Here is a 23,270-nt window from a genome sequence, read left to right as displayed (position 1 = left end):
CACGCGCGTGGCGGACACGCCACAGCCTGCCCCACGCGGGGCTGGGTGGAAAGGCCGGCGTGTGCGTAGAATGCCAAGCCATGGTGCGCAGCAACGATGCATGGTGCCCTGCATGGGGCTGGTGGGTGCCGCTGGGCGTGGCGATGTTGGCCATCATGCCGGTGGCGGCGCAGCCGGTGCAGTGCCACGTGGCCTGGGCCGGGGCGGCGCGCTCGTTCGTCGTGGCCCCCAGCGCCCCGGACGACCCCGTGCAGCCCCTGCTGGAGGGGGCCAGCATCGCGCTGGAAATCGTCAACCGCCTACCCCCCGCGCCCGGCGCCGGCGTGACCGTGCGCACACTGGGGCGCTGGCAGGGTCAGACCTATCTGCTGCACGAAGCGCACTACCTGCCCGGCAGCCCCACCGTAGCGCCCCACGGCTTCACGGGTTTGCAGGTGGTGCGCGAACCCACGCGGGGGCACGCGCTCAGCTACTGGTGCGAGCGCACGGCGGCGGTCAGCGCCGCTGCCGACCCGACCGCTGCCGCGCGCTGACCCTCACCGGTCACGGCAGCAGGATCGTCGAGCCGATGGTCTGGCGCGCCTCCAGCGCCCGATGCGCGGCCTGCACGTCGGCCAGCGCAAAGCGCTGCGCGACGTGGATGCGCACCTGCCCCGACGTCACCACGCTGAACAGATCGTCCGCCATGGCCTGGGTGCGCTCGCGCGAGCGAATGTGCGTGAACAGCGTTTGCCGCGTCACATACAGCGACCCCTTGGGCCCGAGAATGCCGGGGGCAAACGGCGGCACGGGGCCGCTGGCGTTGCCAAACGACACCATCAGCCCAAATGGCTGCAGGCAGTCCAGCGAGCCCTCCCAGGTGTCCTTGCCCACCGAGTCGTACACCACCTTGACGCCCTGCCCGCCGGTGATGGCCTTGACGCGCTCGACAAAGTTGTGCGTGCGGTAGTTGATGCACACCTCGGCACCGTGGGCTTCGGCCAAGCGGCACTTGTCGTCACTGCCGGCGGTGCCGATCACGCGCAGCCCCAACGAGCGCGCCCATTGGCAGGCGATCAGCCCCACGCCCCCGGCGGCGGCGTGCAGCAGCACCCAATCGCCGGCCTGCAACCCCTCCACCGGCCGGCAGTGCTTGAGCAGGTACTGCGCCGTCAGGCCCTTGAGCATCATCGCCGCGCCCTCCTCAAACCCAATCGCGTCGGGCAAGCGGCACACGTTCATCGCCGGCATCACGCGCACGTCGCAGTAACTGCCCGGCGGCTGGGCGGCGTAGGCCACACGGTCGCCCACCTGCAGGTGGGTCACCCCCTGGCCCACCGCTTCGACCACCCCCGCGCCCTCCATCCCCAAGCGGGCCGGCATGGGCAACGGGTACAGCCCGGTGCGGTGGTACACGTCGATGAAGTTGAGGCCGATGGCATGGTGGCGGATGCGCACCTCACCAGGCCCCGGTTCTCCTACGGGCACCTCGGCCAGGCGCATGGCCTCGGGGCCGCCGGGGACGTCGATCAGCACGGCACGGCTGGTGGTGGTCATGGTGAAATGCTCCTTGCGTTCGCGTTGAAGGTGATGGGCGCGCATGGTGCCACATCGGCGGCGCTTGCCGCCACCGGGGCGCTGTCACCCCCGTGGCGCCCGGGGTCGCCGACGGTCGGCTACAGTACGGGCGCATGCCGTCCCCGTCCGTCCCCCGTCACCCGGCCCTGACACTGTCCACGATCGCGCTGCTGACCCTGCCACCGTTGCTGTGGGCAGGCAACGCCATCGTCGGCCGCGTGGCCGCCCCGTGGATCCCACCCATCACGTTCAACCTGCTGCGTTGGGTGCTGGCGGCGTTGTTGCTGGTGCCGCTGGGCGGCTGGATCCTGCGCCGCAGCAGCCCCGTTTGGCACGACTGGCGCCGCTACCTGCTGCTGGGCAGCCTGGCCGTGGCCGGCTACAACATGCTGCAATACCTGGCGCTGCACACCTCGTCGCCGCTGAACGTGACGCTGGTGGCCTCCAGCATGCCGGTGTGGATGATGCTGGTGGGGCGGCTGTTCTTCGGCGCCCCGGTGCAGCGCCCACAGTTGGGTGGCGCGGTGCTGTCGCTGGCGGGCGTGCTGGTGGTGCTGTCGCAGGGCTCATGGGCCAACCTGATGCAACTGCGCTTCGTGCCCGGAGACGCCTGGATGCTGGCCGCCGCCTTCACCTGGTCGTGCTACAGCTGGCTGCTGACACGCCACGACGAAGACCCCCGCGTGCGCGCCGACTGGGCGGCGTTTTTGCTGGCGCAAACGGTGTTTGGCCTGCTGACCGCGGGTGTGTTGACCGCGGGAGAATGGACGTGGCTGACGCTGGCCGCGCCGGCGGACATGCCGACCCGCATCGCATGGAGCTGGCCGCTGGCGGCCATCGTGCTGTTCGTGGCGGTGGGGCCGTCGGTGTTGGCCTACCGCGCCTGGGGCGCGGGGGTGCAGCGCGCCGGCCCCACGGTGGCGGGCTTTTTCACCAACCTCACGCCGCTGTTCACGGCGCTGATGTCCACGCTGCTGCTGGGCGAGCCGCCGCGCGCTTACCACGCGGTGGCGTTCGTGTTGATCGTCGCCGGCATCGTCGTGTCGGCGCGGCGCGCATGACGGTGCGGCGCATGGTGGCCGGCGGCGGCTTGCGCCATGCGGCGTGCGCCGCACCGAAGGTGAGCTTCAAAACGTCCCCGGGTAGGCGCCACCGTCGAGCAGGATGTTCTGGCCGGTGAGGTAGCCGGCCTGCACGCTGCACAGGAACGCGCACACGGCGCCGAACTCCTCGGGCGTACCGAAGCGCCGCGCGGGGATCTGCGCCAGCTGCGCGGCGCGCACCTCGTCCAGCGTGCGGCCGCTGCGCTCGGCCGCGGCCTGCAGCGTGGCGCGCAGGCGGTCGGTGTCGAATTTGCCTGGCAGCAGGTTGTTGATCGTCACGCCCCGGGCGGCCAGGCCGCTGCGCGCCAGGCCGGCCACGAAGCCGGTCAGCCCGCTGCGCGCGCCGTTGCTCAGGCCCAGGATGTCGATCGGCGCTTTGACGGCGCTGGAGGTGATGTTGACGATGCGGCCAAACCCCCGCGCGGCCATGCCGTCGACGGTGGCTTTGATCAGCTCGATGGGGGCCAGCATGTTGGCTTGCAAAGCTTGCATCCACTCGGCCTGCCCCCACTGCCGAAAGTCGCCCGCCGGCGGGCCGCCGGCGTTGGTGACGACGATATCGAAGTCGCGCCCCGGGCCGCCCGGCACGCGCCACAGCGCGGCGCGGCCGGCGTCGGCGGTGACGTCGGCGGCCACGGTCAGCACGCGCGTGGCCGCGCCCGCCGGCAGCTCGGCGCGCAAAGCGTCGGCGGCAGCCTGCAGCGCCGCTTCGCCGCGCGCCGCCATGACGACGTTAACCCCTTCGCGCGCCAGCGCACGCGCACAGCCCCACCCCAAGCCTTTGCTGGCGCCGCACACCAGCGCCCAACGCCCGGCAATGCCCAAGTCCATCGTTGCACTCCTTTCCGTTGCCGCCGCCCCCCACCGCGCCGCTAGCGCCCGGAGCCGGCACGGCTCACCCACAGCACCCCGGCCAGCACCAAGGCGGTGCCGGCCACGATCCACACGTTGAACGGCTCGCCCAGGAGCAGCACGCCCAGCGCCAGGGTGGACAGCGGCCCCAGCATGCCGGTCTGGGCCGTCAGACCGGCGCCGATGCGCTCGATGGCCAGCATCACCATCACCACCGGCGCGGCCGTGCACAACACCGCGTTGGCCACCGACAGCCACAGCACCGGCGCCGGCACCACGGCGGCGTGCAGCGGCCGCAACAGCACAAACTGCGCGATGCACAGCACGCACGCCACCACCGTGGCCAGGCTCACCAGCCGCAGCGCGCCCACGCGCGCCACCATCTGCCCGCTGTGCACCAGGTACAGCGCGTAGCTGACGGCGCTGGCCAGCACCAGGGCGCTGCCCACCACGGTGGCGTGGCCGTCGAAGCGCACCTCGTGCCCAAACACCAGCAGCACGCCGGCGTAGCTCAGCGCGACGGCGCCCCACTGGCGCGCCGTCACCCGCCGGCCATGCAGCAGCCACCCCAGCAGCAGCACCAGCGTCGGGTTGAGGTACAGGATCAACCGCTCCAGGCTCGCGCTGATGTACTGCAAGCCCCAAAAGTCCAGAAAGCTGGCCGCGTAGTAGCCCGTGAACCCCAGCCAGACGATACCGAGCCGGTCACGCCACGTCAGCGGCACGCCACCGTGTGCACGGCGCGTGCTCCACCACGCCATCGCCGCAAACAACGGCAACGCAAACAGCATGCGGTACATCAGCAGGGTGACCGCGTCCACCCCGTGGCGGTAGGCCAGCTTGACGATGATGGCCTTGCCGCTGAAAGCCACGGCCCCCGCCGCGGCCAGCAGCAGGCCACTGCGCTGGCGGGCCTGGGCATGCGCATCCGGGGCGTGGGTGGCGGCGTTGGACGGAACGGAACTCATGGCGACCAGGGGCGCAAGCTGCGCAACCACTGCGGGGCGGGCAGCCCCCAGCGCGCGCGGATGGTTTCGGCGCGGGCCTGCAGCACCTCGCGCGGCGGGTGTTGGGGTTGGCGCTGCGCCAGCACCACGGTGTTGCCCTCGCGCGTGGGCTTGAACACCCACAGGGCCTGGGCGCCAAAGGCCTGCTGCAGCGTCGCCATCGAGCGCGCCAAGCTCGCGCAGCGACCAAACAGGTTGACGCTCATGCAGCCATCGGGCGTCAGCAGTGCGCGGCAGGCCGCGTAAAAGTCGGCGCTGTCCAACACGGGCGCGGCGGCTTCGTGGTCGTACAGGTCGACGCTGAGGGCGTCGACGGCGCCCTGCCACGGACCGTGGTGCACCCAGTGCGCGGCGTCACCCACGATGACCTGCAGCCGCGGGCCGTCGTCGGGCAACCGAAACCACCCGCGGCACGCGGCCACCACCTGGGGGTTGAGCTCCACCGCCGTGGTGTGCATGCCCAGGCGGTGGTGACAAAAGCGGGTGATCGACCCGGCCCCCAGCCCGAACTGCAGGGCGCGCCGCTGCGCCACCCCGTCCGGCTCGACGAACAGCAGCCACGCCATCATGCGCTGCACGTACTGCAGCACCAGCTCCTGCGGGCGCTTCAAGCGCATGCTGCCCTGGATCCAGGGGGTGCCCAGGTGCAGGTGGCGCACGCCGTCCTGCTCGGACAGGGTGACGGGGGGCAACACGGGCGCGTGGCTCATCGCGGTCACACCTCGTCAACGGGCTGCTGCCACACGTCCGGGCGCACCGGCACCCCATGGCGCGCCAGCACACGCGCCCACGCCTGTGCCTTGTGCGCCAGCGACCAGCGGGCGTTGGCCGGGCTGCTGGAAGGCAGTCGCTCCACCGCGACCCCAAGCGCGCGTGTGTGGCGTGCGTGGCGCCAGCTCTCCCCACCGTTGTGCGCCACCGCCCGCAGCGCCGGGCAGCGCTGGCGCAACCACGCCAGGTCGTTGAGCTCGGCGGCGCGGATGGCGCTGTCCAGGCTGCCCTGGCGCTCGCAGCGGGCGTACACATCCCAAATGCCCAGGCCACGCGCCAACACCGCGTCCAGCCGCTGCTCGTAAGGCCACTGCGTCAGCGGCTCGCCCCACAGCAGCCCGAGGATGGCCCAAAAATGGTTGCGCGGGTGGGCGTAGTACTGCTGCACCCGCAGCGACGCGACGCTGGGAAAGCTCCCCAGCACGACGACGCGGGTGGAGGCGTCCAGCACCGGCGGCAGACCCTGCAGGCGTGGGGGGGCGCTCATGGCATCCCCTCCTGCCGCGCCAGCGCGGCCAAGCGCGGCAGCGCCGCGCGCGCGTTGACCGACGTCAACGCAGCCAGCGCCGCCGGCTCCAACCCGCGCAGCGGCGCCAGCGCGGCCCCGATGCGCGGCAACTCCGCCGGGCTGTTGCGTCCCTGCGGCCGGCCCGCGGCGCGCTCGTGCGCCGGCACGTACAACCACTGTGGGGGGATGTCGGGCGCGTCGGTCTCCAGCACGATGGCGTCGGCCGGCGCCGCGGCCCACAGCGCGCGCAGCCGCCGCGCGGTCTCGAACGTGGCCGCGCCCCCAAAGCCCAGCTTGAAGCCCAGCGCCACGAACGCCATGGCCTGCTGCACGCTGCCGTTGAAGGCGTGGGCGATGCCGCCCAGCACCGGGCGGCCCGCGGCGGCCTGCGCGCGCAGGCCCGCCAGCAGGGCGTCGGCGCTGCGGCGCACGTGCACGATCACCGGCAGCCCGTGGCGCTGCGCCAGGCGCAGCTGCGCGCGGTAAAAGTGCTGCTGGCGCGCACGCATCGCCTCGGTGCACAGCGCCGGCACCCAAAAATCCAACCCAATTTCCCCCACCGCCACCAGCCGCGGGTCGTCGCCCCAGCGCTGCAGCGCTTCGTCCAAGCGCCGCACATCGTCGTCGTGCGCCTGCGGCACGTACAGCGGGTGGATACCCAGCGCGTAAACATCCCCGGTGGCGTGGGCCAACGCACGCACCCGCTCAAAGTCAGCGGCCTGCACCGCGGGCAACACGCACCACGCCACCCCGGCCGCCCGTGCCCGCGCACGCTCAGCCTCGGCGTCCGGGCCAAACTCGGGGGCATCCAAATGGCAGTGGGTGTCGATCCACATCGGCCCCGCATTATCCGGCAGCCGCGCGGGCCGCGCTGCCCCCAGGCGACACCGCCGTCGGCGCCATGGGCGTACGATAAGCGGCTGACGATTCGCTTGTGTCCAACGTCTCGGAGGCCCCATGCTCGACCTGTCGCCCACCCGTCGCCGCTTCATCGCCCAAACCAGCGCGGCCGTCGCAACGCTGGCCGCGCCGTGGTCGGTGCGTGCCGACAGCCGCACGCTCAAAATCCTGGTGGGCTTTCCGCCCGGCGGCGGCACCGACGCCATCGCGCGGTTGCTGGCCGATCCACTGCGCGAGGTGCTGGGCATGCCCGTGGTCGTGGAAAACCGCGCCGGCGCCGGCGGCCAGTTGGCAGCACAGGCGCTCAAGGCAGCGCCGGCCGACGGCTACACCGTGCTGCTGTCGCACGACCACACGGTGTCGATCCTGCCGCTGGTGCTGCGCAACCCCGGCTTCGACCCGGCACGCGACTTCGTCGCAGTCGGCGGGCTGGCCACCTTCGTCAACGCCTTGGCGGTGTCTGCGGGCACGCCGGCGCGCTCGCTGCGCGAATTCGTGCAGTGGGTACGCGGCCAAGGCGGCAAGGCGGCGGTGGGCATCCCGGCGCCGGCGTCGGTGCCACAGTTTTTGGTGCAGGTGCTGGCGCGCCAGCAGCAGCTCGACCTGGTGCCGGTGCCGTACCGCGGCAGCGCCCCGATGATGGCGGACATGCTGGGCAACCAGATCCCCGCCGGCGTCGGCTCCATCCCCGACTTCATCGACCACCACAAAGCCGGCAAGCTGCACGTGGTGGCCGTGATGGGCCGCCAGCGCCAGCCAGCCTTGCCGGACGTGCCGACGTTCGCCGAGCTCGGGGTGGCCGGGTTCGAGGAGGTGCCGTTTTATGGCCTGTTCGCGCCGGCGGGCACGCCAGCGGCCAGGCTGGCGCAGCTGGACGCGGCGCTGGCCAAGGTGCTCGCCCAGCCCGCCTTGCGCGAGCGTTTGACCGCGATGGGACTCAACGTCGGTCACATGAGCGGCGAGCAGTTGGCCGCGCGCGAGCGCACCTACCGCGAGGTGTGGGCGCGCATCATCCGCGACAGCGGCTTTCAGCCACAGTGACGGCGGGCTAAGCCGCCACCGCCAGCGGGCCGCTGGCGGTGGCGCGGCATGGCTCAGGCCGGCGCAGCGGCGGTCGTGCCGGGTTCGTCATCGCCCAAAAAGCCGCCCGCGCGCACCGTCAGCACCAGGGTGTCGCGCCACCCCAGCACCCCAGGCTGCAGCGGCTGGATCGGCGTGGTCTCGTGGATCACGCGCGTGTCGTCCAGCAGCAGCAACGACCACGGCTCGGTCAGCGTGAAGCGCTGGCCATTGGGGCCGTCGGCTTCGAACACACGGCTCTCACCTCCCTTGATGGCGTGGCGCGCGACCAAAAACACCGCCACCACGTCCACCCCGTCGCGGTGCGCGCCTTCCGGGGTGGGCCGGCCGATGCCGCCGGTGGTGTCGATGCGAAACGGGTGCGCCTCCACAAACCACGGCTGCGGCCCGCGCAGCGCGCTGGCCACATCGGCCACCGCGTGCAGCAGGCGCGGCCACGCAGGCTGGGTGGTCAGGGCCGGGGTCAACGGCGCAAACCAGCGCCGCATGCCGCCGTGCAGGGCGTTGTACTCGACCGGCTGGTAGTGCGCGCGATGCGGCACCGCCTGCACCTGGCCACCTTCGATGCGGTAGCAGCCGTGGCGTCGACGGCGGTAGCGCCCGCCGTCCTTCAGGTACTCGTCAGGCGGCAAATCATCCCACGCCGGCTGCAGCGCCTGCAGCGCATCCGGCGGCACCCCCAGCCAGGCTGACACGCCGACCGCGTCCAGCACCGCATAGCCTTGGTGACGCAGCGAGGCCAACAGCTCGGCGGGAGCGACGGTCGGGGGTGCAAACGTGGTCGTCATGGCGGAGCACAGTGTAGCCGGAGGACAACCCCTAGGGGTAAACGCGAAGTGGACAACCGCACGCGAACGCGCTAACGTTGCTTTGACAAAGATCAAACCAAGTGCATCCGGAGGGACCGATGGCCACGCTGCACCACGACCCAAGCGACACCTCGTCCAACCCCACCGCAGCGCCCGCGCGCGAATCGGTGTTCGACCTACGGCTGGCTGAGCTGCGCGCCACCGACCCGCTGCGCTGGCTGGCCAAGGGCTGGCAGGACTTTCGGCGCAGCCCGCGCATCGGGCTGTTTTACGGCGCCTGTTTTGCGTTGATGGGGCAAGCGCTGTGGCAGGCGTTTCAGCACGCGCCGGCCTACGTGCTGGCGCTGAGCGCGGGCTTTTTGCTGATGGGGCCGTTTTTGGCGCTGGGGCTGTACGACGTCAGCCGAGCGTTGGAACGCGGCGAGCCGCCGTCGTTGCGCCGGTCGCTGTTGGCGTGGCGGCCGACGCTGTCGACGATGGCGATTTTTGGCGGTGTGCTGCTGATCCTGGAAATGCTGTGGGGCCGCGCCGCCATGGTGGTGTTTGCCGTGACGATGAACACCATGCCGTCCGGCGCCAACATGCTGACCGCGCTGCTCAGTTGGGACAACCTGGAGTTCATCATCAGCTACCTGGTGGTGGGCGCGATCTTCGCCGGGCTGATTTTTGTCAGCAGCGCCATTTCGATCCCGATGATCCTGGACCGCCAGACCGACGCCGTGTCGGCTGCACTGACCAGCCTGCGTGCCTGCCTGAACAACCCCGGCGTGATGTTGCTGTGGGGCGCGCTGATCACGCTGCTGTGCGTGCTGGCGATGGTGCCGGCGTTCCTTGGCCTGCTGGTGGTGGGGCCGGTGCTGGGTCACGCCACCTGGCACGCGTACCGGCACATCGTGCCGCCGCGTGCCGATCCGCTCACGTGTTGACGTCCACCACCAGCCGGCCGCGCACCTGACCGGCCAGCACCGCCGACGCCGCGTCGATGGCCTCGGCCAAGCCGATGGTGCGGCTCAAGCTTTGCAGCGTGGCGTGGTCGAGGGTTTGCGCCAGCAACGCCCACGCCGCCTGACGGCGTGGCATCGGCGCCATCACGCTGTCGATGCCGTACAGCGTCACCCCGCGCAAGATGAAGGGCGCCACGGTGGCGGGCAAATCCATCCCCTGCGCCAAGCCGCACGCGGCCACGGCACCGCCGTAGCGGGTGCTGGCGCAGGCGTTGGCCAGCGTGTGGCTGCCCACCGCGTCGACAACGCCGATCCAGCGCTCTTTTTGCAGCGGCTTGCCCGGCGCGGCCAGCGTCGCGCGGTCGATCACCTCGGCCGCCCCCAGCTGGCGCAGGTACTCGGCCTCCTGCACGCGCCCAGTGCTGGCCACCACGCGGTGGCCGGCGCGCGCCAGCAGCACCACGGCGATGCTGCCAACCCCGCCCGCGGCGCCGGTCACCAGCACCTCGCCGCTGCCGGGGGCCACACCCTGCGCGGCCCAGTGCGCTTGCAGCGCCTGCACGCACAACGCGGCGGTGTAGCCCGCGGTGCCAATGGCCATCGCGTCCCACGCGCTCAACGGCGCCGGCAGCGGCTGCAGCCAGTCGGCCCGCACGCGGGCGCGTTGGGCCAACCCGCCCCAGTGCACCTCGCCGACGCCCCAGCCGTTGAGCAGCACGGCGTCGCCCGGCCGAAAACGCCCGTCGTCGCTGGCCAGCACGGTGCCGGCCAGGTCGATGCCGGGCACCATCGGGAACTGGCGCACCACCGGCGAGCGTCCGGTGATGGCCAACGCGTCCTTGTAATTCAGCGTCGAGTACGCCACCTGCACCGTCACGTCCCCCGCGGGCAGGCGCTCGTCGGGCAGCTCGGTCAATGCGCAGCTGTAGCCGGACGCGTCGGTTTTGTCGATCCAAAGCGCACGAAAGGGCATACGGTGTCTCCTTCAACGGTGTCCAAGCGTAGCATGGTCCACCCGCGGCAGGCGGGGGGCTTCAGGCCGCGCCGGCACTGGCGCGTGCCGCTTCCTGCAGCAGCCGCCACATCACCTTGCCGCTGCCGCTCTTCGGCAGCGACTCGACGAATTCCACGATGCGCGGCGCCTTGTACACGGCCATGTGCTCGTGGCACCAGGCGATGATGTCAGCCTCGCTGACACGGCCACGGGCCTCGTGCCGCAGCACCACCACGGCCTTGACCGTCTCGCCGCGGTAAGGATCGGGCACGCCGATGACGCACGCTTCGGCGATCGCCGGGTGGCGGAACATCAACGCTTCCACCTCCGCTGGCCAGACTTTGTAGCCGCTGGCGTTGATCATGCGCTTCAAGCGGTCGGTGATGAAAAAATAACCCTCTTCGTCCATGCGCCCCAGGTCGCCGGTGCGGAAAAACCGCTTGCCGTCGCGCTCGAAAAACACCGCCGCGGTGGCTTCCGGCCGCTGCCAGTAGCCGTCGAACACCATCGGGCCGCTGACGACGATCTCGCCCGCCTGCCCCACCGGCAGCTCCTGCAGCGTATCGGGGTCGACGATGCGCGCATCGCAGCCGATGAACGGCACCCCCAGGCACTGCGGCTTGGGGCGGTCGGGCGGGTTGTGGTGCGACGGCGCAGCGGTTTCGGTCAGGCCATAGCCCTCGACGTAGCGCAGGCCAAACTGATCCTGCAAGCGCTGCGCGACCGCCGCCGGCATGGCCGCGCCACCACCGCCAATGAACACCAGGCTGGACAGGTCGTAGTGATCGAAGTGCGGACTGGCCAACAGGTCGATCACCATGGTGGGGATGTTGGTCCAGTGCGTCACCCGCCAGCGCGAGATGAGCCGGCCCGCCAGATCCCGGTCCCAGCGCGGCATGATCACCGCCGTCGCGCCCAGGTACACGCTGGTGTGCATGCCCGCCACCATGCCCGTGATATGAAACATCGGCACCACCAGCAGGCCGACGTTTTCGGCGGTGCCGTTGGTCCACACCGCGGCGGCCACCGCGTTGTGCATCAGCGTGCGGTGCGGATGCATGCAGCCCTTGGGCAGCCCGGTGGTGCCGCTGGTGTAGGGCAGCACGGCCAGATCGTCCGGCCCCACCTCGTGCGGCGGCAGGGGATCGGTGCAGGCCAGGGCCTGGGCCCAATCCGCCACTTGGCCATGCGTCAGCGTGGGCAGGGGGTGGCGCGTGGCCAGCCATTCGCGCCACGCGGGGGGCACGGCCTCGCCGTCGAAGGCATCGTCGGGCATCGCATCGCGGTAATGCAGCACCAGCAGGTCGCGCAGGCGCTGCTCGGGCGGCAGGGCGGCGTCGGCCGCGCACAACGCAGGGGCCAGGTCGGCCGCGGCGATGGCCACGCGGGCTTGCGGATCGGTGATGTAGTGGCCCAGCTCGTCGGCCTTGTTCATCGGATTGACCGGCACCACCACCGCGTTGGCCCGCAGAATGCCGTAGTAGGCGACGATGAACTGCGGGCAGTTCTGCAGGAAGAGGATCACGCGGTCGCCCCGCCGCACACCGCGCGCGGCCAGCCAGGCGGCGATGCGCTCGGCTTGGCGCTGCAGCTCCGGATAGGTCATCACCCGGTCGAAAAAGACCGTCGCCGCCTTGTCCGGGTACCGCCGCGCGCTCACCTCCAGGTTGAACCAGAGCGAGGTCTGGGGCGGCTGGATGGTCCGCGGCACACGCGCGGGCCAGACGCGGGCATGCGGCCGGTCGTCGCCGGCGCTGGGGGCATCGCTGGGGGGATGGGTCGCGGACTCGGCGGTGGTCATCGGGCAGTCTCCTCGAATCTTGTCATGCAGTCGTGGGGCGGCACGGTGGGGCCGTGCCGCCAGCGCGCAGCATAGACAGCGCGGGGCCCGCTCGCCAAGGACGGGCCTGTCTCGTGCGAGACAGGCACACCGTCACCCGCGTGCCAGGCCGCACCGCAGCCGCCGACTACCATGTCCCCCCATGGCCAACCCCGCGCCCTCCTCCGGTCCGACACCACAGGCCCCGGCGCCCGCCGCGCCCCTGCCGGGGCTGCTGTGGCTGTTTGCGGCGTGCAATTTCGTGATCGGCACTGGGGCCTTTGGCATGACGGGCTACCTGGGACCGGTGGCCGACGGGCTGGGGGCCAGCGTCGGCGCCGCGGGGCAGACCATGACCGTCTACGCGCTGGCCAACGCGGTGCTGGCCCCGCTGCTGATGGCGCTCACGGCCCGCTGGCCACGGGCGTGGGTGATGCAGGGGGCGCTGGGCCTGTTCGCTTGCGGCACGCTGCTCGGCGCCGCGGCGCCCAATCTGACGGTGCTGATGGTGGGACGGGTGCTGATGGGCGCGGGCGCGGTGTTCACCCCGATTGCCGCCGGACTGGCCGTGCAGTTGGCGGCCCCCGAGCAGCGCGGACGGGCGCTGTCGCGCACCTTTTTGGGCATGAGCCTGAGCTATGTGCTCGGCATGCCCTATGGCGCCTGGCTGGGCCTGCAATGGGGCTGGCGCTGGCCCCTGTTGAGCGTGGGGGCGGCCGCGCTGCTGATCGGCTGGCTGCTGCACCGCCGCCTGCGCGCCGGCATGGACGCCGGCGGGACCTCGCTGCGCGGCATCGGCGCGGTGCTGCGCCGGCGCGACGTGGTGCTCGCGCTGCTGCTGACGCTGCTGTACTTCACGGGCATCTTCGTCGTGACCGCCTACATGGGGCCGGTGCAGCTCGCGCTCAATCCGCTCACGCCGGGCGGGCTGAGCGCGCTGCTGGCCGGCATCGGCGCGGCGGGCGTGGTGGGCACCCTGGGCGGGGGCTGGGCGGCCGACCAACTGGGGCCTCGGCGCACGATCGCGCTGCTGTTGGCCTGTCTGCTATTGACCATGATCGCCGTCCCCTGGACAGCCGGGCACCTGGCCTGGACGGCCGTCGCCTTTGCGGTGTGGACCGTCTGCGGCTTTGGGCTGATGACCCCGCAGCAGTCCCGTTTGGCGGAGCTGGCGTTCACCCAAGCCCCCCTGCTGTTGAGCCTGAACGCCTCGATGGTCTACATCGGCACGGCCCTGGGCTCCGCCATCGGCGGCGCGGCCATCCCCGTCGTGGGGTTCGAGCGTCTGGCGTGGCTGGGCGCGGTCTTCGTCGCCGCGGCGCTGCTGACCCTGGCGGTCAACACGGCACCGCCGCCGGGTCCGCGCCCGCGTTGAATGGCGCCCGGCGCGTGGGGCTGAACGGGGGCGCGGCAGCACGGAACACCCGCCACCGCTATGTAATGGCGGCCATGCGTCGCGCACTGGTGTGGTTGCTGCTGGCTCTGCTGCCCTGGCGGTTGTGGGCAGCGGATGCCATGGCGCTGCAGCCCTGGCACGCGCCAACGCCATCGGTGGCCACACCCATGGCCCCGCAGGACCATACGGCCTCGCACCATGCGATGCACGCCGAGGCGCCCGCGCACGATGCCGCACGGCACGCGGCGCACACGCCGTCGGATGGGACCGCTGCTCACGACTCGGCCCATAGCCTCCACGCGGGATGCTCCCTGTGTGACATTTGTCACAACACGGCGATGGCGGCGCCCGCGACGGCAGCATTTGGCAACCCTGTCCCGCATCGCTGGGGCCTGACTCAGGCGCACCTGCCGCCGACCCCGGCGATGGCCCCGCCGCACAAACCCCCGATCGCCTGAACCGGCCCGCGTTCCGTCGCCGGCGGTCTGGTGCGCCGCCGCGCGCCCGTCCCGTTTCCGGAGATCGTTCATGCCCCGTGCCCTTCCCGGGCGGCGCTGGCTGGGTCCGCTGCTGGTGGCGGCCCTGACCAGCGCGCACGCCCAGACCCCCCATGTTCACCCCGGTGGCTCGACCCCCGGTGCGTCCACCCCCGCAGCCCGTGCGGCCCCATCGGCTCCAACGGCCCCGCCATCCGGCCCTCCGCCGGCGGGGGACGCCTCCACCGACCCCGCCACCGCGTGGCGCGCGGCCAACGACGCCGTCGGGGCTTTCCCGCGCGGACACGCCGACATCCTGCGCTGGGAACAGGCCCAGGGCCTTGGCCCGCGCCCGGCACCCGCGCCCGACACCGCCACCTGGTCCCTGGACGAGGTGGTCCGTCGCGCCCTGCTGGCGCGTCCCGATCTGCTCGTCACCCCAGGGTTGGGGACGACCGAGCGGCTGCGCCTGGCGCAGGCCGCGGCGGCCGTCGTCCGGGATGCGCAAGCCGCCTGGATCGAGGCGGTGGCGGCGCGCCAGGTGCGCCGGCTGGCCCAGGACGCCCACACCGCCGCCGACGCGGGAGCCGAGCTGGCCCGGCGCATGCGCCAGACCGGCAACTTCAGCGCCGAGCGGCAAGGGCGCGAAACCCTGCCGCTGTGGGACGCCGACGCGCGTGTGGAGCACGCCATCGCGGCCGAACAGCAGGCCGTGGTGCGGCTGTGGCAGCAGATCGGTGGCGGCGAATCCCCCGAAGCCCTGGCGCGCCACCTGCCCGACACCCTGCCCGCGCGGCCCAGCCTGGCGGCAACCGATGTCCGCGCCACCTGGGCCGCCCAGGTACGCGAGCGGCACCCCGACTGGCGCCGCCTGCAGCTCGACGCCCAGCGGCAGCGCGCCGCGTTGCCCCCGGGTGCCTGGGACGAACTACAGACCGCCTGGGCGCAGGCCGTCGCGCGCGGCCTGCCGGACGCTCCGCGGTGGGATCCGACCGCCCCGCGCTGGCCGCACGCCTGGGACCAGGCGCTGGCGGCGCACGCCGCGCTGACACGGCTGGAGCGCCGGCTGGACGGCGACCTCGACCTCGCATGGGCCAACGCCCGACGCGCCGCGGAACGGGCCGAACGCCAGCGCCACCGCGTCCTGCCCGCCCTGCAGGCGCTGGAGGAAGAAACCCTGCTGCGCTACAACGGCATGCTGGCCAGCACCTGGGAGGTGCTCGCCGCCGCGCGCGAGCGCATCGCCGCCCAGCAGGCGGCGGTCACCGCCGAACGCGACGCCTGGCTGGCCTGGCTGGACCTGCAAGCCGTGCTGGCCGGCCTGCCGCTGAGCGAACGGGCCATGTCCGCCCCTGCCGATGCCCCCGCCACCCCCGCGAAAGGCCACTGACCATGGAACGCCGCCGATTTTTTGCGCAGGCACTCGCCGGCACCGCTGCCGTGGCCAGTGCCGCCGTGGCCCGCCACGCCCTGGCCGGCCTGCCCGAGCCCGTCATCCGCACCGGCACCGACACCGCCGGGCCGTGGATCCCGCCCGGTGTCACCGGCGCCGGCCGTCCCTACCGCCCCGTCGTCACGCTCAACGGCTGGACGCTGCCGTTTCGACTGAAGGACGGTGTCAAGGAGTTCCACCTGGTGGCCGAACCGGTGGTGCGCGAGTTTGCGCCCGGCTTCACGGTCAATCTGTGGGGCTACAACGGTGCCAGTCCCGGCCCCACCATCGAGGTGGTGGAAGGCGACCGGGTGCGCATCTACGTCACCAACCGGCTGCCCGAGCACACCACCATCCACTGGCACGGCCAGCGCCTGCCCAACGGCATGGACGGCGTGGGGGGCCTGAACCAGCCGCAAATCCCGCCCGGCAAGACCTACGTCTACGAGTTCGTCGCCCGCCGCCCGGGCACCTTCATGTACCACCCGCATGCGGACGAGATGGTGCAAATGGCCATGGGCATGATGGGCTTCTGGGTCACGCACCCCAAGGGCCGACACCCCTGGATCGCCGAGGTGGACCGCGACTACTGCTTCCTGCTCAACGCCTTCGACGTCACGCCGGGCGCGCGCACCCCCAACGTCAACACCATGCTCGACTTCAACATCTGGGCCTGGAACAGCCGCGTCTTCCCCGGCATCGACCCGCTGGTGGCGCGCCTGGGCGAGCGTGTGCGCGTGCGCATCGGCAACCTGACCATGACCAACCACCCCATCCACATCCACGGCATCGAGTTCGAGGTCACCGGCACCGACGGCGGCCCCGTTCGCCCCGAGGCACGTTGGCCCGAAGTCACCGTGGACCTGGCCGTCGGGCAGATGCGGCAGATCGAATTCGTCGCCGACGAGGAAGGCGACTGGGCCATGCACTGCCACAAGAGCCACCACACCATGGGCGCCATGGGCCACGGGGTGCCCACGATGATCGGCGTGGATCACCGCGGCCTGGTGCAGCGCATCCAGCGCGTCGTGCCCGACTACATGGTCATGGGCGAACGCGGCATGGCCGACATGGGCGAGATGGAAATGCCCCTGCCCGACAATACCTTCCCGATGATGACCGGTACCGGCCCCTACGGCCCGGTCGAGATGGGCGGCATGTTCACGACCCTGAAGGTGCGCCGCGACCAGGCCCCGGGCGACTACCGTGACCCGGGCTGGTACCGCCAACCGCCGGGCACCCAGGCGCGCCCGGTCGAGATGACCGAGGCCCCCGCTCTGGCGCCTGCCGGTGCGCCGCAGGGCGCCGGCCACGGCCACCATGGCCACCATGGCCACCATGCCAACCCCGCCGCTCCCACCACGCCCGCCCCCTTCGACGCCCGCAAACCCACCGGAGGACACCATGGCCACCCCCACTGACCCCCTGCGCCGTGCGCTGCTGGCCGGCCTGTCGGCCCTGCCCCTGCTGGCCACCGCCCATGGACCACAGAGCCACGCCTCGCATCCCCGCGCCGCCGCGCTGCCCCCGGAGCAAAAGCCCTGGGGCATCGCGGGTGACCCCGCGCGCGTGACCCGCACCATCGAAATCCGCATGGGCGACGACATGCGCTTTCAACCCGACCGCCTGGCCGTGCGCGAAGGCGAGACACTGCGCCTGCGCGCCGTCAACCGCGGGCGGGTGATGCACGAGATCGTGATCGGCACGCCCGAGGAACTCGCCGCCCACGCAGAGCTCATGAAAAAACACCCCGGCATGGAGCACGACGAACCGCACATGGCCCATGTCCCGCCCGGGCGGCGCGGCGATATCGTCTGGCACTTCAACCGCCCCGGCGACTTCGCGTTTGCGTGCCTGATCGCCGGCCACTTCGAAGCGGGCATGGTCGGCCGCATCCGGGTCGAGCCCGCTGCACAGGAGAAGACACCATGAAACGACGCGACTGGATACGCTGGGGCGCAGTATGGCTGGCCGCCTCGGGCACGGGGCTGGGCATGGCCCAACCCGCCGCCCCCCTGGTGGAGGTGTGGAAAGACCCCCAATGCGGCTGCTGCAACGACTGGATTCGCCACCTGGAGGCCAACGGTTTTCGAGTCCAGGCCTTTGACAGCGGTAACGCCGGCATGCGCCAGCGGCTGGGCATGCCGCAGGCGCTCGGCTCCTGCCACACGGCCCGGGTGGGTGGTTATGTGGTCGAGGGCCATGTGCCTGCGGGGGACATCCAGCGCCTGCTGCGCGAGCGGCCTGCGGCGCTGGGCCTGTCGGTGCCGCGCATGCCGGTGGGCAGCCCCGGCATGGACGGCCCCGAGTACGGCAACCGCCGCGACCCCTACGACGTGCTGCTCGTGCAGCGCGACGGCTCCACCCGGGTGTATGCCAGCTACCACCAGACGCAGTCGGCCGCCCCGGCGGCCACCGCCGACCGCTGGGCCGAAGGCGAGGTACGCCGCATCGACCCCGCCACGGGTAAAATCACGCTGCGCCACGGCCACATCCCCGACCTGGACATGCCCCCGATGACGATGGTGTTCCAGGTGCGCGAGCGCGCGCTGCTGCAAGGCCTGCAAGTGGGCCAGCGGGTGCGCTTTCGGGCCGAGCAAGCCGGCGGCGGGTACTTCGTGACCGAGATCAAGCCCGCACCGTGAGCGCCGCGCTACGATGGCCGCCATCATGAACAGCTTCGTCGATGCCACCCTGATCGCCGCCGACAACGCGCTGCGCACGCTGCTGGCGCCGCACCGCGCGGCGCGCCCCACCCCGCAGCCGCCGGCCGAACTCGCCGCCCACCCGGCGGCGCTCAGCGACGCCGAGCAGCGCTTGAGCGGCGCGCTGATGCGCGTCAATCACGTCGGCGAAATCTGCGCCCAGGCGCTGTACACCGGCCAGGCCTACGCCGCGCGCATCGCGCCCGGCGCAGCGGCGGCGGACCAGGAGCGCACCACGCGCCACCTGGAAGCCGCCGCGCAAGACGAAACCGACCACCTGGCGTGGTGCCAGCAACGGCTCGACGAGCTGGGCGACCGCCGCTCGCTGCTGTGCCCGCTGTGGTACGCCGGCGCGTTTGCCATCGGCGTGGCTGCCGGCCTGGCCGGCCGCGGGGTCAGCCTGGGCTTCGTCGTCGAAACCGAGCGCCAGGTCGAAGCGCACCTGGACGGCCACCTGGACCGCCTGCCCGCGCACGACCATGCCTCGCGCGCCATCGTGCGGCAGATGAAAGACGACGAAATCCGCCACGCGCGCGACGCGCTGCACGCCGGCGGCGTGGAGCTGCCCACCCCGGTCAAGTGGGCCATGCGCGCCGCGGCCAAGGTCATGACGACGGTGGCGTACCGGATCTGACCCCGCCGCGAACCGCGCCCACGCTCACCCGGCGCCGGGCCGCGGCCTGGCGGCCGCGGACAGCGGTCAAGCCGCCGCTGGGTCCGCCGAGGCGGGCGGCGGCCCGTCCACCTCGACGACCTCAAAGCTCGTTGTGATCTGCGCCGTTTTGCCCAGCATCACGCTGGCCGAGCAGTACTTGTCGTGGCTGAGCTCGATGGCGCGCTGCACCGCCTGCACCGGCACCCCCCGCCCCTGCACCACGAAGTGCATGTGGATCTGGGTGAACACCTTGGGGTCGGTGTCCGCGCGCACCGCCTTGAGCTGCACCTGGCAGCCGCGCACGTCGTGGCGTCCGCGGCGCAGGATCAGCACCACATCGTAGGCCGTGCAGCCGCCGGTGCCCGCCAGCAGCAGCTCCATCGGGCGCGGTGCCAGGTTGGCCCCGCCCAGCTCGGGCCGCGCGGCGGCGGGCGCGCCGTCCATCGCCACCACGTGGCCGCTGCCCGTGCGCGCCACAAACCCCATGCCCGAGCCCAGCCCCAGCGGGCCGCTCCACGCCACCGTGCATTCCATCGTGTCCACCTCCTGCACCCCGCCACACGCGGGGATGTTGCAGCGCAATATAAGCCGTGTATAATACGAACCGTTGTCTCCTCTGCCCTCTATGGGTGGTTCATGACCCGGACGTCTGACGGCGTTCGGGTCTTTTTTTGCCGAGCCCGGCCCGCCGCGGCCAAGCCCGAGGCGCCGCGTATCATACGATGATGGCCGACACCCCCCGCACCGCCCTGACCCCACAGGACTACCTGAAAAAAATCCTCACCGCGCGCGTGTACGACGTGGCGCGCGAAACGCCGCTGGAGCCGGCGCGCAACCTCAGCCGCCGGCTGCACAACAAAATCCTGCTCAAGCGCGAAGACCAGCAGCCCGTGTTCAGCTTCAAGCTGCGCGGGGCGTACAACAAACTGGCCCACTTGTCGCCCGAACAACTGCAGCGCGGGGTCATCTGTGCCTCGGCCGGCAACCACGCGCAGGGCGTGGCGCTGGGCGCGCACAAGCTCGGCGCGCGCGCCGTCATCGTCATGCCCACCACCACGCCGCAGGTCAAGATCGACGCCGTAAGGGCGCTCGGGGGCGAGGTGGTGCTGCACGGCGACAGTTATTCCGATGCCGCGCAGCACGCCGCGGAGCTGGCGCGCCGCGAGGGTCTCACCTTTGTGCACCCCTTCGACGACCCCGACGTCATCGCCGGCCAGGGCACCATCGCGATGGAGATGCTGCGCCAGCTGCAGGGGCTGGGCTCCAACCGGCTGGATGCCGTGTTCGTCGCCATCGGCGGCGGCGGGCTCATCGCCGGCGTGGCCAACTACCTCAAGGCGGTACGGCCCGACATCCGCGTCATCGGGGTGCAAATGGACGACTCCGACGCCATGCTGCGCTCGGTGCAGGCGGGCCAGCGCGTACAGTTGGCCGACGTCGGGCTGTTTTCGGACGGCACCGCGGTCAAACTGGTCGGCGAGGAAACCTTCCGCATCGCGCGCGAGCTGGTGGATGGCTACGTCACCGTCGACACCGACGAGGTCTGTGCCGCCATCAAAGACGTGTTCGTCGACACCCGCAGCATCGTCGAGCCCGCCGGCGCGATGGCCGTGGCCGCGATCAAAAAATACGTCGCTGAGCGCAAAACCAAGGGCGAAACCTACGCCGCCATCCTGTGCGGCGCCAACATGAACTTCGACCGGCTGCGCTTCGTGGCCGAACGCGCCGAGGTGGGCGAGGAGCGCGAGGCGCTGTTCGCCGTCACCATCCCCGAGGAGCGCGGCAGCTTTCTGCGCTTTTTGCAGACCATCGGCACGCTGCCCGGCGGCCCGCGCAACGTCACCGAGTTCAACTACCGCATCCACGACACGCGCGTGGCGCACGTCTTCGTGGGCTTGACCACGCACGGCCGCGGCGAAAGCGTCAAGATCGCCGCCGCGTTCGAAAAACAGGGCTTTGCCACGCTGGACCTCACCCACGACGACTTGGCGCAGGAGCACATCCGCCACATGGTCGGCGGCCACTCGCCGCTGGCGCAGGACGAGCGGCTGCTGCGCTTCATCTTCCCGGAGCGCCCCGGCGCGCTGCTGAAGTTCCTCACCCTGATGCGCCCGAGCTGGAACATCAGCCTGTTCCACTACCGCAACCAAGGCGCCGACTACGGCCGCATCCTGGTCGGCCTGCAGGTGCCGCCCAAGGACGGCAAAGCGTTCGAGCGATTCCTGCGCGAGCTGGGCTACCCCTACGTCGAGGAAACCGACAACCCGGTGTACCGGTTGTTTTTGCGCGGCTCTGCTTAACAGGCGGTTGAAAAACTGCAGCGGTAGGCCATCTGCGGCGTTGCGCGATGCTCGCTCCCTCGCCTATCTGTTTGATAGGCTTCGGTCGCTGTGCTCCGTGCGCCTTGCATCTGGCCATCCTCGCGACGTTGTTCAACGGCCTGTTAACGTGGCGACGGCGTGCGAGGTGGCACCGCAAGGCGCACCGCAGGTGTGCCATCGCCGCTGGCCAACCAAACGGCATCGCGCTCGACGCGCTCAACCCGCCCGCCACCGGGCAGCGCCGCGCCCACGCGGTAAGCACGTGGCGGGTCGCCATCACGCGCCAACAACGCCGCGCCGCGGCCGCGGGTATCCGCCACCACCCCCAGCACACGCCAGGTGCCCGCGCTGGCAACAGGTGTTGGTGCGGTCGGCGCGGGCGCATCGCCGCCGGTGGCGACGCGCCCCGACCCCAGCGCGCTGGCCATGCGCATGGCGTCCACCTCGGTCACGGCCGCCACCGGCACCAACCCCTGCGGCCCGTCCAGCACGGGCTGCACTTGCCCCCACACGCGCCACCCTAGGGCAGCCGCCCACCAACCCGCCACGGCCCAGGCCAGCAGCGTGCCCAGCCATGGCCACACCCCTCCTGACGTAGGGCGTTGGAACGGAGTGGACGGAGCATGTCGACGCATGGCCCTGCATTATCATCGCGCCCATGTCCGCTGTCACACGTTGGTCCACCGTCACCCGCAGCCGCCGAGTCACCGGCGGTTTCACCCTGGTCGAGTTGCTCGTCATCCTGGTCATCATCGGCGTGCTGGCCGCGCTGATCGTGCCCAATGTCATCGGTCGGGCCGACGAGTCCCGGGTCACCGCAGCCCGTGCCGACGTCGGCAACCTGATGCAGGCGCTCAAGCTGTACCGTCTGGACAACCAGCGCTACCCGTCGCAAGAGCAGGGGCTGCAAGCGCTGGTGCAGCGGCCCACCAGCGGCCCTCCCGCCCCCAACTGGCGTCCCTACCTCGACAAACTGCCCAACGACCCGTGGGACCGCCCGTACCAATACCTGAACCCCGGCGTGTATGGCGAAGTGGATGTCTTCTCACTCGGCGCCGACGGCCAGCCCGGCGGTGACGGCCTCGACGCTGACATTGGCAGCTGGCAGTGAGCCGAGCCACCCACGCTTGGGCGGCCCGTGGGCGGTGGGCTTGACGCTGCTGGAACTGCTGGTGGTGCTGGCCATCGTCGCCTTGGCCAGCGCTGGCGTGTTGCAAGCTTGGAGCTCGAGCCCCGACCGTGCGCTGGATCGGCAAGCGGCGCAGCTGCAAGCCCAGATCGAGGCGGTGCGGGCCTACGCCCGCGCAGCCGGTATCACCGCCACGTTGGAGTGGGACGACAACGGCGTGCGCTGGACGGGGCTACCCGAGCACGCCCTGCCCGAGCTGCCGCGCCAACAACCCTGGCTGCGCGCGGGCACCCACGCGTGGCTGGAGCCCACGGCGCTGACGTCGTTGGTCATCGATCCCGAACCGATGGGATCGCCGTGGCGGCTGACGCTGCAAACGGACACGCACCAGCGCACGCTGGTGTTCGACGGATGGAGCGGCGTCGATGTGCCGTAGCAACCCACAGTGTCGCCTCGGTGGCATCACGCTGGTCGAGGTGTTGGTGGCGTTGACCATCGTCGCCACCGCGGCGCTGGCGGCCCAGCACGCCGCCGACGCGCTGGTGCGCACGGCGCAGCGCGAGCCGCTGCAGTGGCTGGCGCAGCTGTGCGCGCACAACGCCCAGGTGGCGCTGCGCCTGGCGCCCACCTACCCGCCCCCGGGTCAAACCACCACCACCTGCACCCAAGGCGGCCATGCGCTGGCGGTGACGGTCGACATCGACACCACCCCCAACCCGAGTTTTCGGCGCGTGCAGGTGCGCGTGCGCGAGCCGGACAGTGGCTATGCGCTGGCCACGCTGACCACGGTGCTCGGACGGCATTGACCCTGC

At 71.4% G+C, this 23,270-nt stretch carries 25 protein-coding genes and 1 pseudogene; 15 read left to right on the top strand and 11 right to left on the bottom strand.

All coding sequences use genetic code 11. From position 1 onward, the window contains the following. The first annotated feature begins 80 nt into the window (after positions 1 to 80). Positions 81 to 533: a hypothetical protein gene (locus Taqua_RS00330; protein WP_144324071.1), complete on the top strand. Its 453-nt coding sequence runs from the start codon at positions 81 to 83 to the stop codon at positions 531 to 533. A gap of 10 nt (positions 534 to 543) precedes the next feature. On the opposite strand, the gene Taqua_RS00325 is transcribed toward Taqua_RS00330, so the two are convergent. Then, positions 544 to 1,536, bottom strand: coding sequence for a quinone oxidoreductase family protein (locus Taqua_RS00325; RefSeq protein WP_144324070.1), 993 nt, complete (start codon positions 1,534 to 1,536; stop codon positions 544 to 546). Positions 1,537 to 1,670: 134 nt separating this feature from the next. Between Taqua_RS00325 and Taqua_RS00320 the strand changes: the two genes are divergently transcribed. After that, the gene (locus tag Taqua_RS00320) at positions 1,671 to 2,618 is read left to right on the top strand and encodes a DMT family transporter (protein ID WP_144324069.1); all 948 of its coding nucleotides are present in this window, start codon (positions 1,671 to 1,673) and stop codon (positions 2,616 to 2,618) included. Positions 2,619 to 2,684: 66 nt separating this feature from the next. Here Taqua_RS00320 and Taqua_RS00315 read toward each other — a convergent pair whose 3' ends face one another. From Taqua_RS00315 to Taqua_RS00295, 5 genes are read right to left on the bottom strand one after another with little or no spacing between them, the layout of a single operon-like run. Next, entirely contained in the window at positions 2,685 to 3,491 is an 807-nt protein-coding gene (locus tag Taqua_RS00315) for an SDR family oxidoreductase (RefSeq protein ID WP_144324068.1), read from the bottom strand. A 41-nt stretch (positions 3,492 to 3,532) separates the two neighbouring features. Further along, positions 3,533 to 4,480: a DMT family transporter gene (locus Taqua_RS00310; protein ID WP_144324067.1), complete on the bottom strand. Its 948-nt coding sequence runs from the start codon at positions 4,478 to 4,480 to the stop codon at positions 3,533 to 3,535. Next, positions 4,477 to 5,229, bottom strand: coding sequence for a class I SAM-dependent methyltransferase (locus Taqua_RS00305; protein WP_144324066.1), 753 nt, complete (start codon positions 5,227 to 5,229; stop codon positions 4,477 to 4,479). The genes Taqua_RS00310 and Taqua_RS00305 overlap by 4 nt, the downstream gene beginning before the upstream one ends. Before the next feature lie 5 nt (positions 5,230 to 5,234). Next, positions 5,235 to 5,777, bottom strand: a complete 543-nt coding sequence (locus Taqua_RS00300; RefSeq protein WP_144324065.1) for a DNA-deoxyinosine glycosylase — start codon at positions 5,775 to 5,777, stop codon at positions 5,235 to 5,237. Next, entirely contained in the window at positions 5,774 to 6,634 is an 861-nt protein-coding gene (locus Taqua_RS00295) for a TatD family hydrolase (RefSeq protein WP_144324064.1), read from the bottom strand. The genes Taqua_RS00300 and Taqua_RS00295 overlap by 4 nt, the downstream gene beginning before the upstream one ends. 130 nt (positions 6,635 to 6,764) lie before the next feature. Between Taqua_RS00295 and Taqua_RS00290 the strand changes: the two genes are divergently transcribed. Continuing rightward, complete coding sequence (locus tag Taqua_RS00290; RefSeq protein ID WP_246094562.1) at positions 6,765 to 7,739, top strand: Bug family tripartite tricarboxylate transporter substrate binding protein; 975 nt, start codon at positions 6,765 to 6,767, stop codon at positions 7,737 to 7,739. Positions 7,740 to 7,792: 53 nt separating this feature from the next. Here the strand turns inward: Taqua_RS00290 and Taqua_RS00285 are convergent, their stop codons facing one another. Next, on the bottom strand, positions 7,793 to 8,566 hold the full coding sequence (locus Taqua_RS00285) for a 2OG-Fe dioxygenase family protein (RefSeq protein WP_144324062.1): 774 nt from the start codon (positions 8,564 to 8,566) through the stop codon (positions 7,793 to 7,795). 119 nt (positions 8,567 to 8,685) lie between these two features. Between Taqua_RS00285 and Taqua_RS00280 the strand changes: the two genes are divergently transcribed. Next, complete coding sequence (locus tag Taqua_RS00280; protein WP_144324061.1) at positions 8,686 to 9,513, top strand: DUF2189 domain-containing protein; 828 nt, start codon at positions 8,686 to 8,688, stop codon at positions 9,511 to 9,513. Here Taqua_RS00280 and acuI read toward each other — a convergent pair. Together acuI and Taqua_RS00270 are read right to left on the bottom strand one after the other, a co-directional pair. Further along, positions 9,503 to 10,504: an acrylyl-CoA reductase (NADPH) gene (gene acuI, locus Taqua_RS00275; RefSeq protein WP_144324060.1), complete on the bottom strand. Its 1,002-nt coding sequence runs from the start codon at positions 10,502 to 10,504 to the stop codon at positions 9,503 to 9,505. The two genes, Taqua_RS00280 and acuI, sit on opposite strands and share 11 nt — an antisense overlap. Positions 10,505 to 10,565: 61 nt before the next feature. After that, complete coding sequence (locus Taqua_RS00270; RefSeq protein ID WP_144324059.1) at positions 10,566 to 12,326, bottom strand: long-chain fatty acid--CoA ligase; 1,761 nt, start codon at positions 12,324 to 12,326, stop codon at positions 10,566 to 10,568. 181 nt (positions 12,327 to 12,507) lie between these two features. Here Taqua_RS00270 and Taqua_RS00265 point away from each other — a divergent pair, with 181 nt between their 5' ends. From Taqua_RS00265 to coq7, 7 genes and pseudogenes are all read left to right on the top strand, one after another. Further along, on the top strand, positions 12,508 to 13,719 hold the full coding sequence (locus Taqua_RS00265) for an MFS transporter (protein ID WP_246094551.1): 1,212 nt from the start codon (positions 12,508 to 12,510) through the stop codon (positions 13,717 to 13,719). A gap of 549 nt (positions 13,720 to 14,268) precedes the next feature. Beyond that, positions 14,269 to 15,606 (top strand): TolC family protein, encoded by a 1,338-nt coding sequence (locus Taqua_RS00260; protein WP_144324058.1) that lies wholly within the window; start codon positions 14,269 to 14,271, stop codon positions 15,604 to 15,606. Between the two features lie 2 nt (positions 15,607 to 15,608). Further along, positions 15,609 to 17,069, top strand: coding sequence for a multicopper oxidase family protein (locus Taqua_RS00255; RefSeq protein ID WP_144324057.1), 1,461 nt, complete (start codon positions 15,609 to 15,611; stop codon positions 17,067 to 17,069). Beyond that, complete coding sequence (locus Taqua_RS00250) at positions 17,053 to 17,580, top strand: cupredoxin domain-containing protein (protein WP_068608512.1); 528 nt, start codon at positions 17,053 to 17,055, stop codon at positions 17,578 to 17,580. Before Taqua_RS00255 ends, Taqua_RS00250 begins: the two co-directional genes overlap by 17 nt. Next, a pseudogene (locus tag Taqua_RS13380) lies at positions 17,577 to 18,032 on the top strand (DUF411 domain-containing protein); the annotation flags it as partial. The gene Taqua_RS00250 and the pseudogene Taqua_RS13380, both read left to right, overlap by 4 nt. Continuing rightward, entirely contained in the window at positions 18,018 to 18,293 is a 276-nt protein-coding gene (locus Taqua_RS13375) for a copper-binding protein (RefSeq protein ID WP_246094561.1), read from the top strand. The pseudogene Taqua_RS13380 and the gene Taqua_RS13375, both read left to right, overlap by 15 nt. A gap of 25 nt (positions 18,294 to 18,318) precedes the next feature. Continuing rightward, the gene (gene coq7 / locus Taqua_RS00240) at positions 18,319 to 18,987 is read left to right on the top strand and encodes a 2-polyprenyl-3-methyl-6-methoxy-1,4-benzoquinone monooxygenase (RefSeq protein WP_246094550.1); all 669 of its coding nucleotides are present in this window, start codon (positions 18,319 to 18,321) and stop codon (positions 18,985 to 18,987) included. Between the two features lie 66 nt (positions 18,988 to 19,053). Here coq7 and Taqua_RS00235 read toward each other — a convergent pair whose 3' ends face one another. Continuing rightward, positions 19,054 to 19,542 (bottom strand): OsmC family protein, encoded by a 489-nt coding sequence (locus Taqua_RS00235; protein ID WP_144324054.1) that lies wholly within the window; start codon positions 19,540 to 19,542, stop codon positions 19,054 to 19,056. Between the two features lie 191 nt (positions 19,543 to 19,733). Between Taqua_RS00235 and ilvA the strand changes: the two genes are divergently transcribed. Continuing rightward, entirely contained in the window at positions 19,734 to 21,308 is a 1,575-nt protein-coding gene (gene ilvA, locus Taqua_RS00230; protein ID WP_144324053.1) for a threonine ammonia-lyase, biosynthetic, read from the top strand. Positions 21,309 to 21,451: 143 nt separating this feature from the next. Here the strand turns inward: ilvA and Taqua_RS00225 are convergent, their stop codons facing one another. Continuing rightward, positions 21,452 to 21,964 (bottom strand): type II secretion system protein N, encoded by a 513-nt coding sequence (locus Taqua_RS00225; RefSeq protein WP_144324052.1) that lies wholly within the window; start codon positions 21,962 to 21,964, stop codon positions 21,452 to 21,454. A gap of 23 nt (positions 21,965 to 21,987) precedes the next feature. Here Taqua_RS00225 and gspG point away from each other — a divergent pair, with 23 nt between their 5' ends. The 3 genes from gspG to Taqua_RS00210 are packed head-to-tail and all read left to right on the top strand — an operon-like array spanning position 21,988 to position 23,264. Next, complete coding sequence (gene gspG, locus Taqua_RS00220; protein WP_144324051.1) at positions 21,988 to 22,440, top strand: type II secretion system major pseudopilin GspG; 453 nt, start codon at positions 21,988 to 21,990, stop codon at positions 22,438 to 22,440. Further along, on the top strand, positions 22,367 to 22,894 hold the full coding sequence (locus tag Taqua_RS00215) for a prepilin-type N-terminal cleavage/methylation domain-containing protein (protein WP_185969522.1): 528 nt from the start codon (positions 22,367 to 22,369) through the stop codon (positions 22,892 to 22,894). The genes gspG and Taqua_RS00215 overlap by 74 nt, the downstream gene beginning before the upstream one ends. Beyond that, positions 22,884 to 23,264 (top strand): type II secretion system protein GspI, encoded by a 381-nt coding sequence (locus tag Taqua_RS00210; protein ID WP_144324049.1) that lies wholly within the window; start codon positions 22,884 to 22,886, stop codon positions 23,262 to 23,264. Before Taqua_RS00215 ends, Taqua_RS00210 begins: the two co-directional genes overlap by 11 nt. The last annotated feature ends 6 nt before the right edge of the window (positions 23,265 to 23,270 follow it).

This window comes from Tepidimonas aquatica (assembly GCF_007556585.1).
Lineage (GTDB): Bacteria > Pseudomonadota > Gammaproteobacteria > Burkholderiales > Burkholderiaceae_C > Tepidimonas > Tepidimonas aquatica.
Note: the sequence above shows the minus strand (reverse complement) of the source record. Positions and strands in the feature narration are given on the sequence as shown.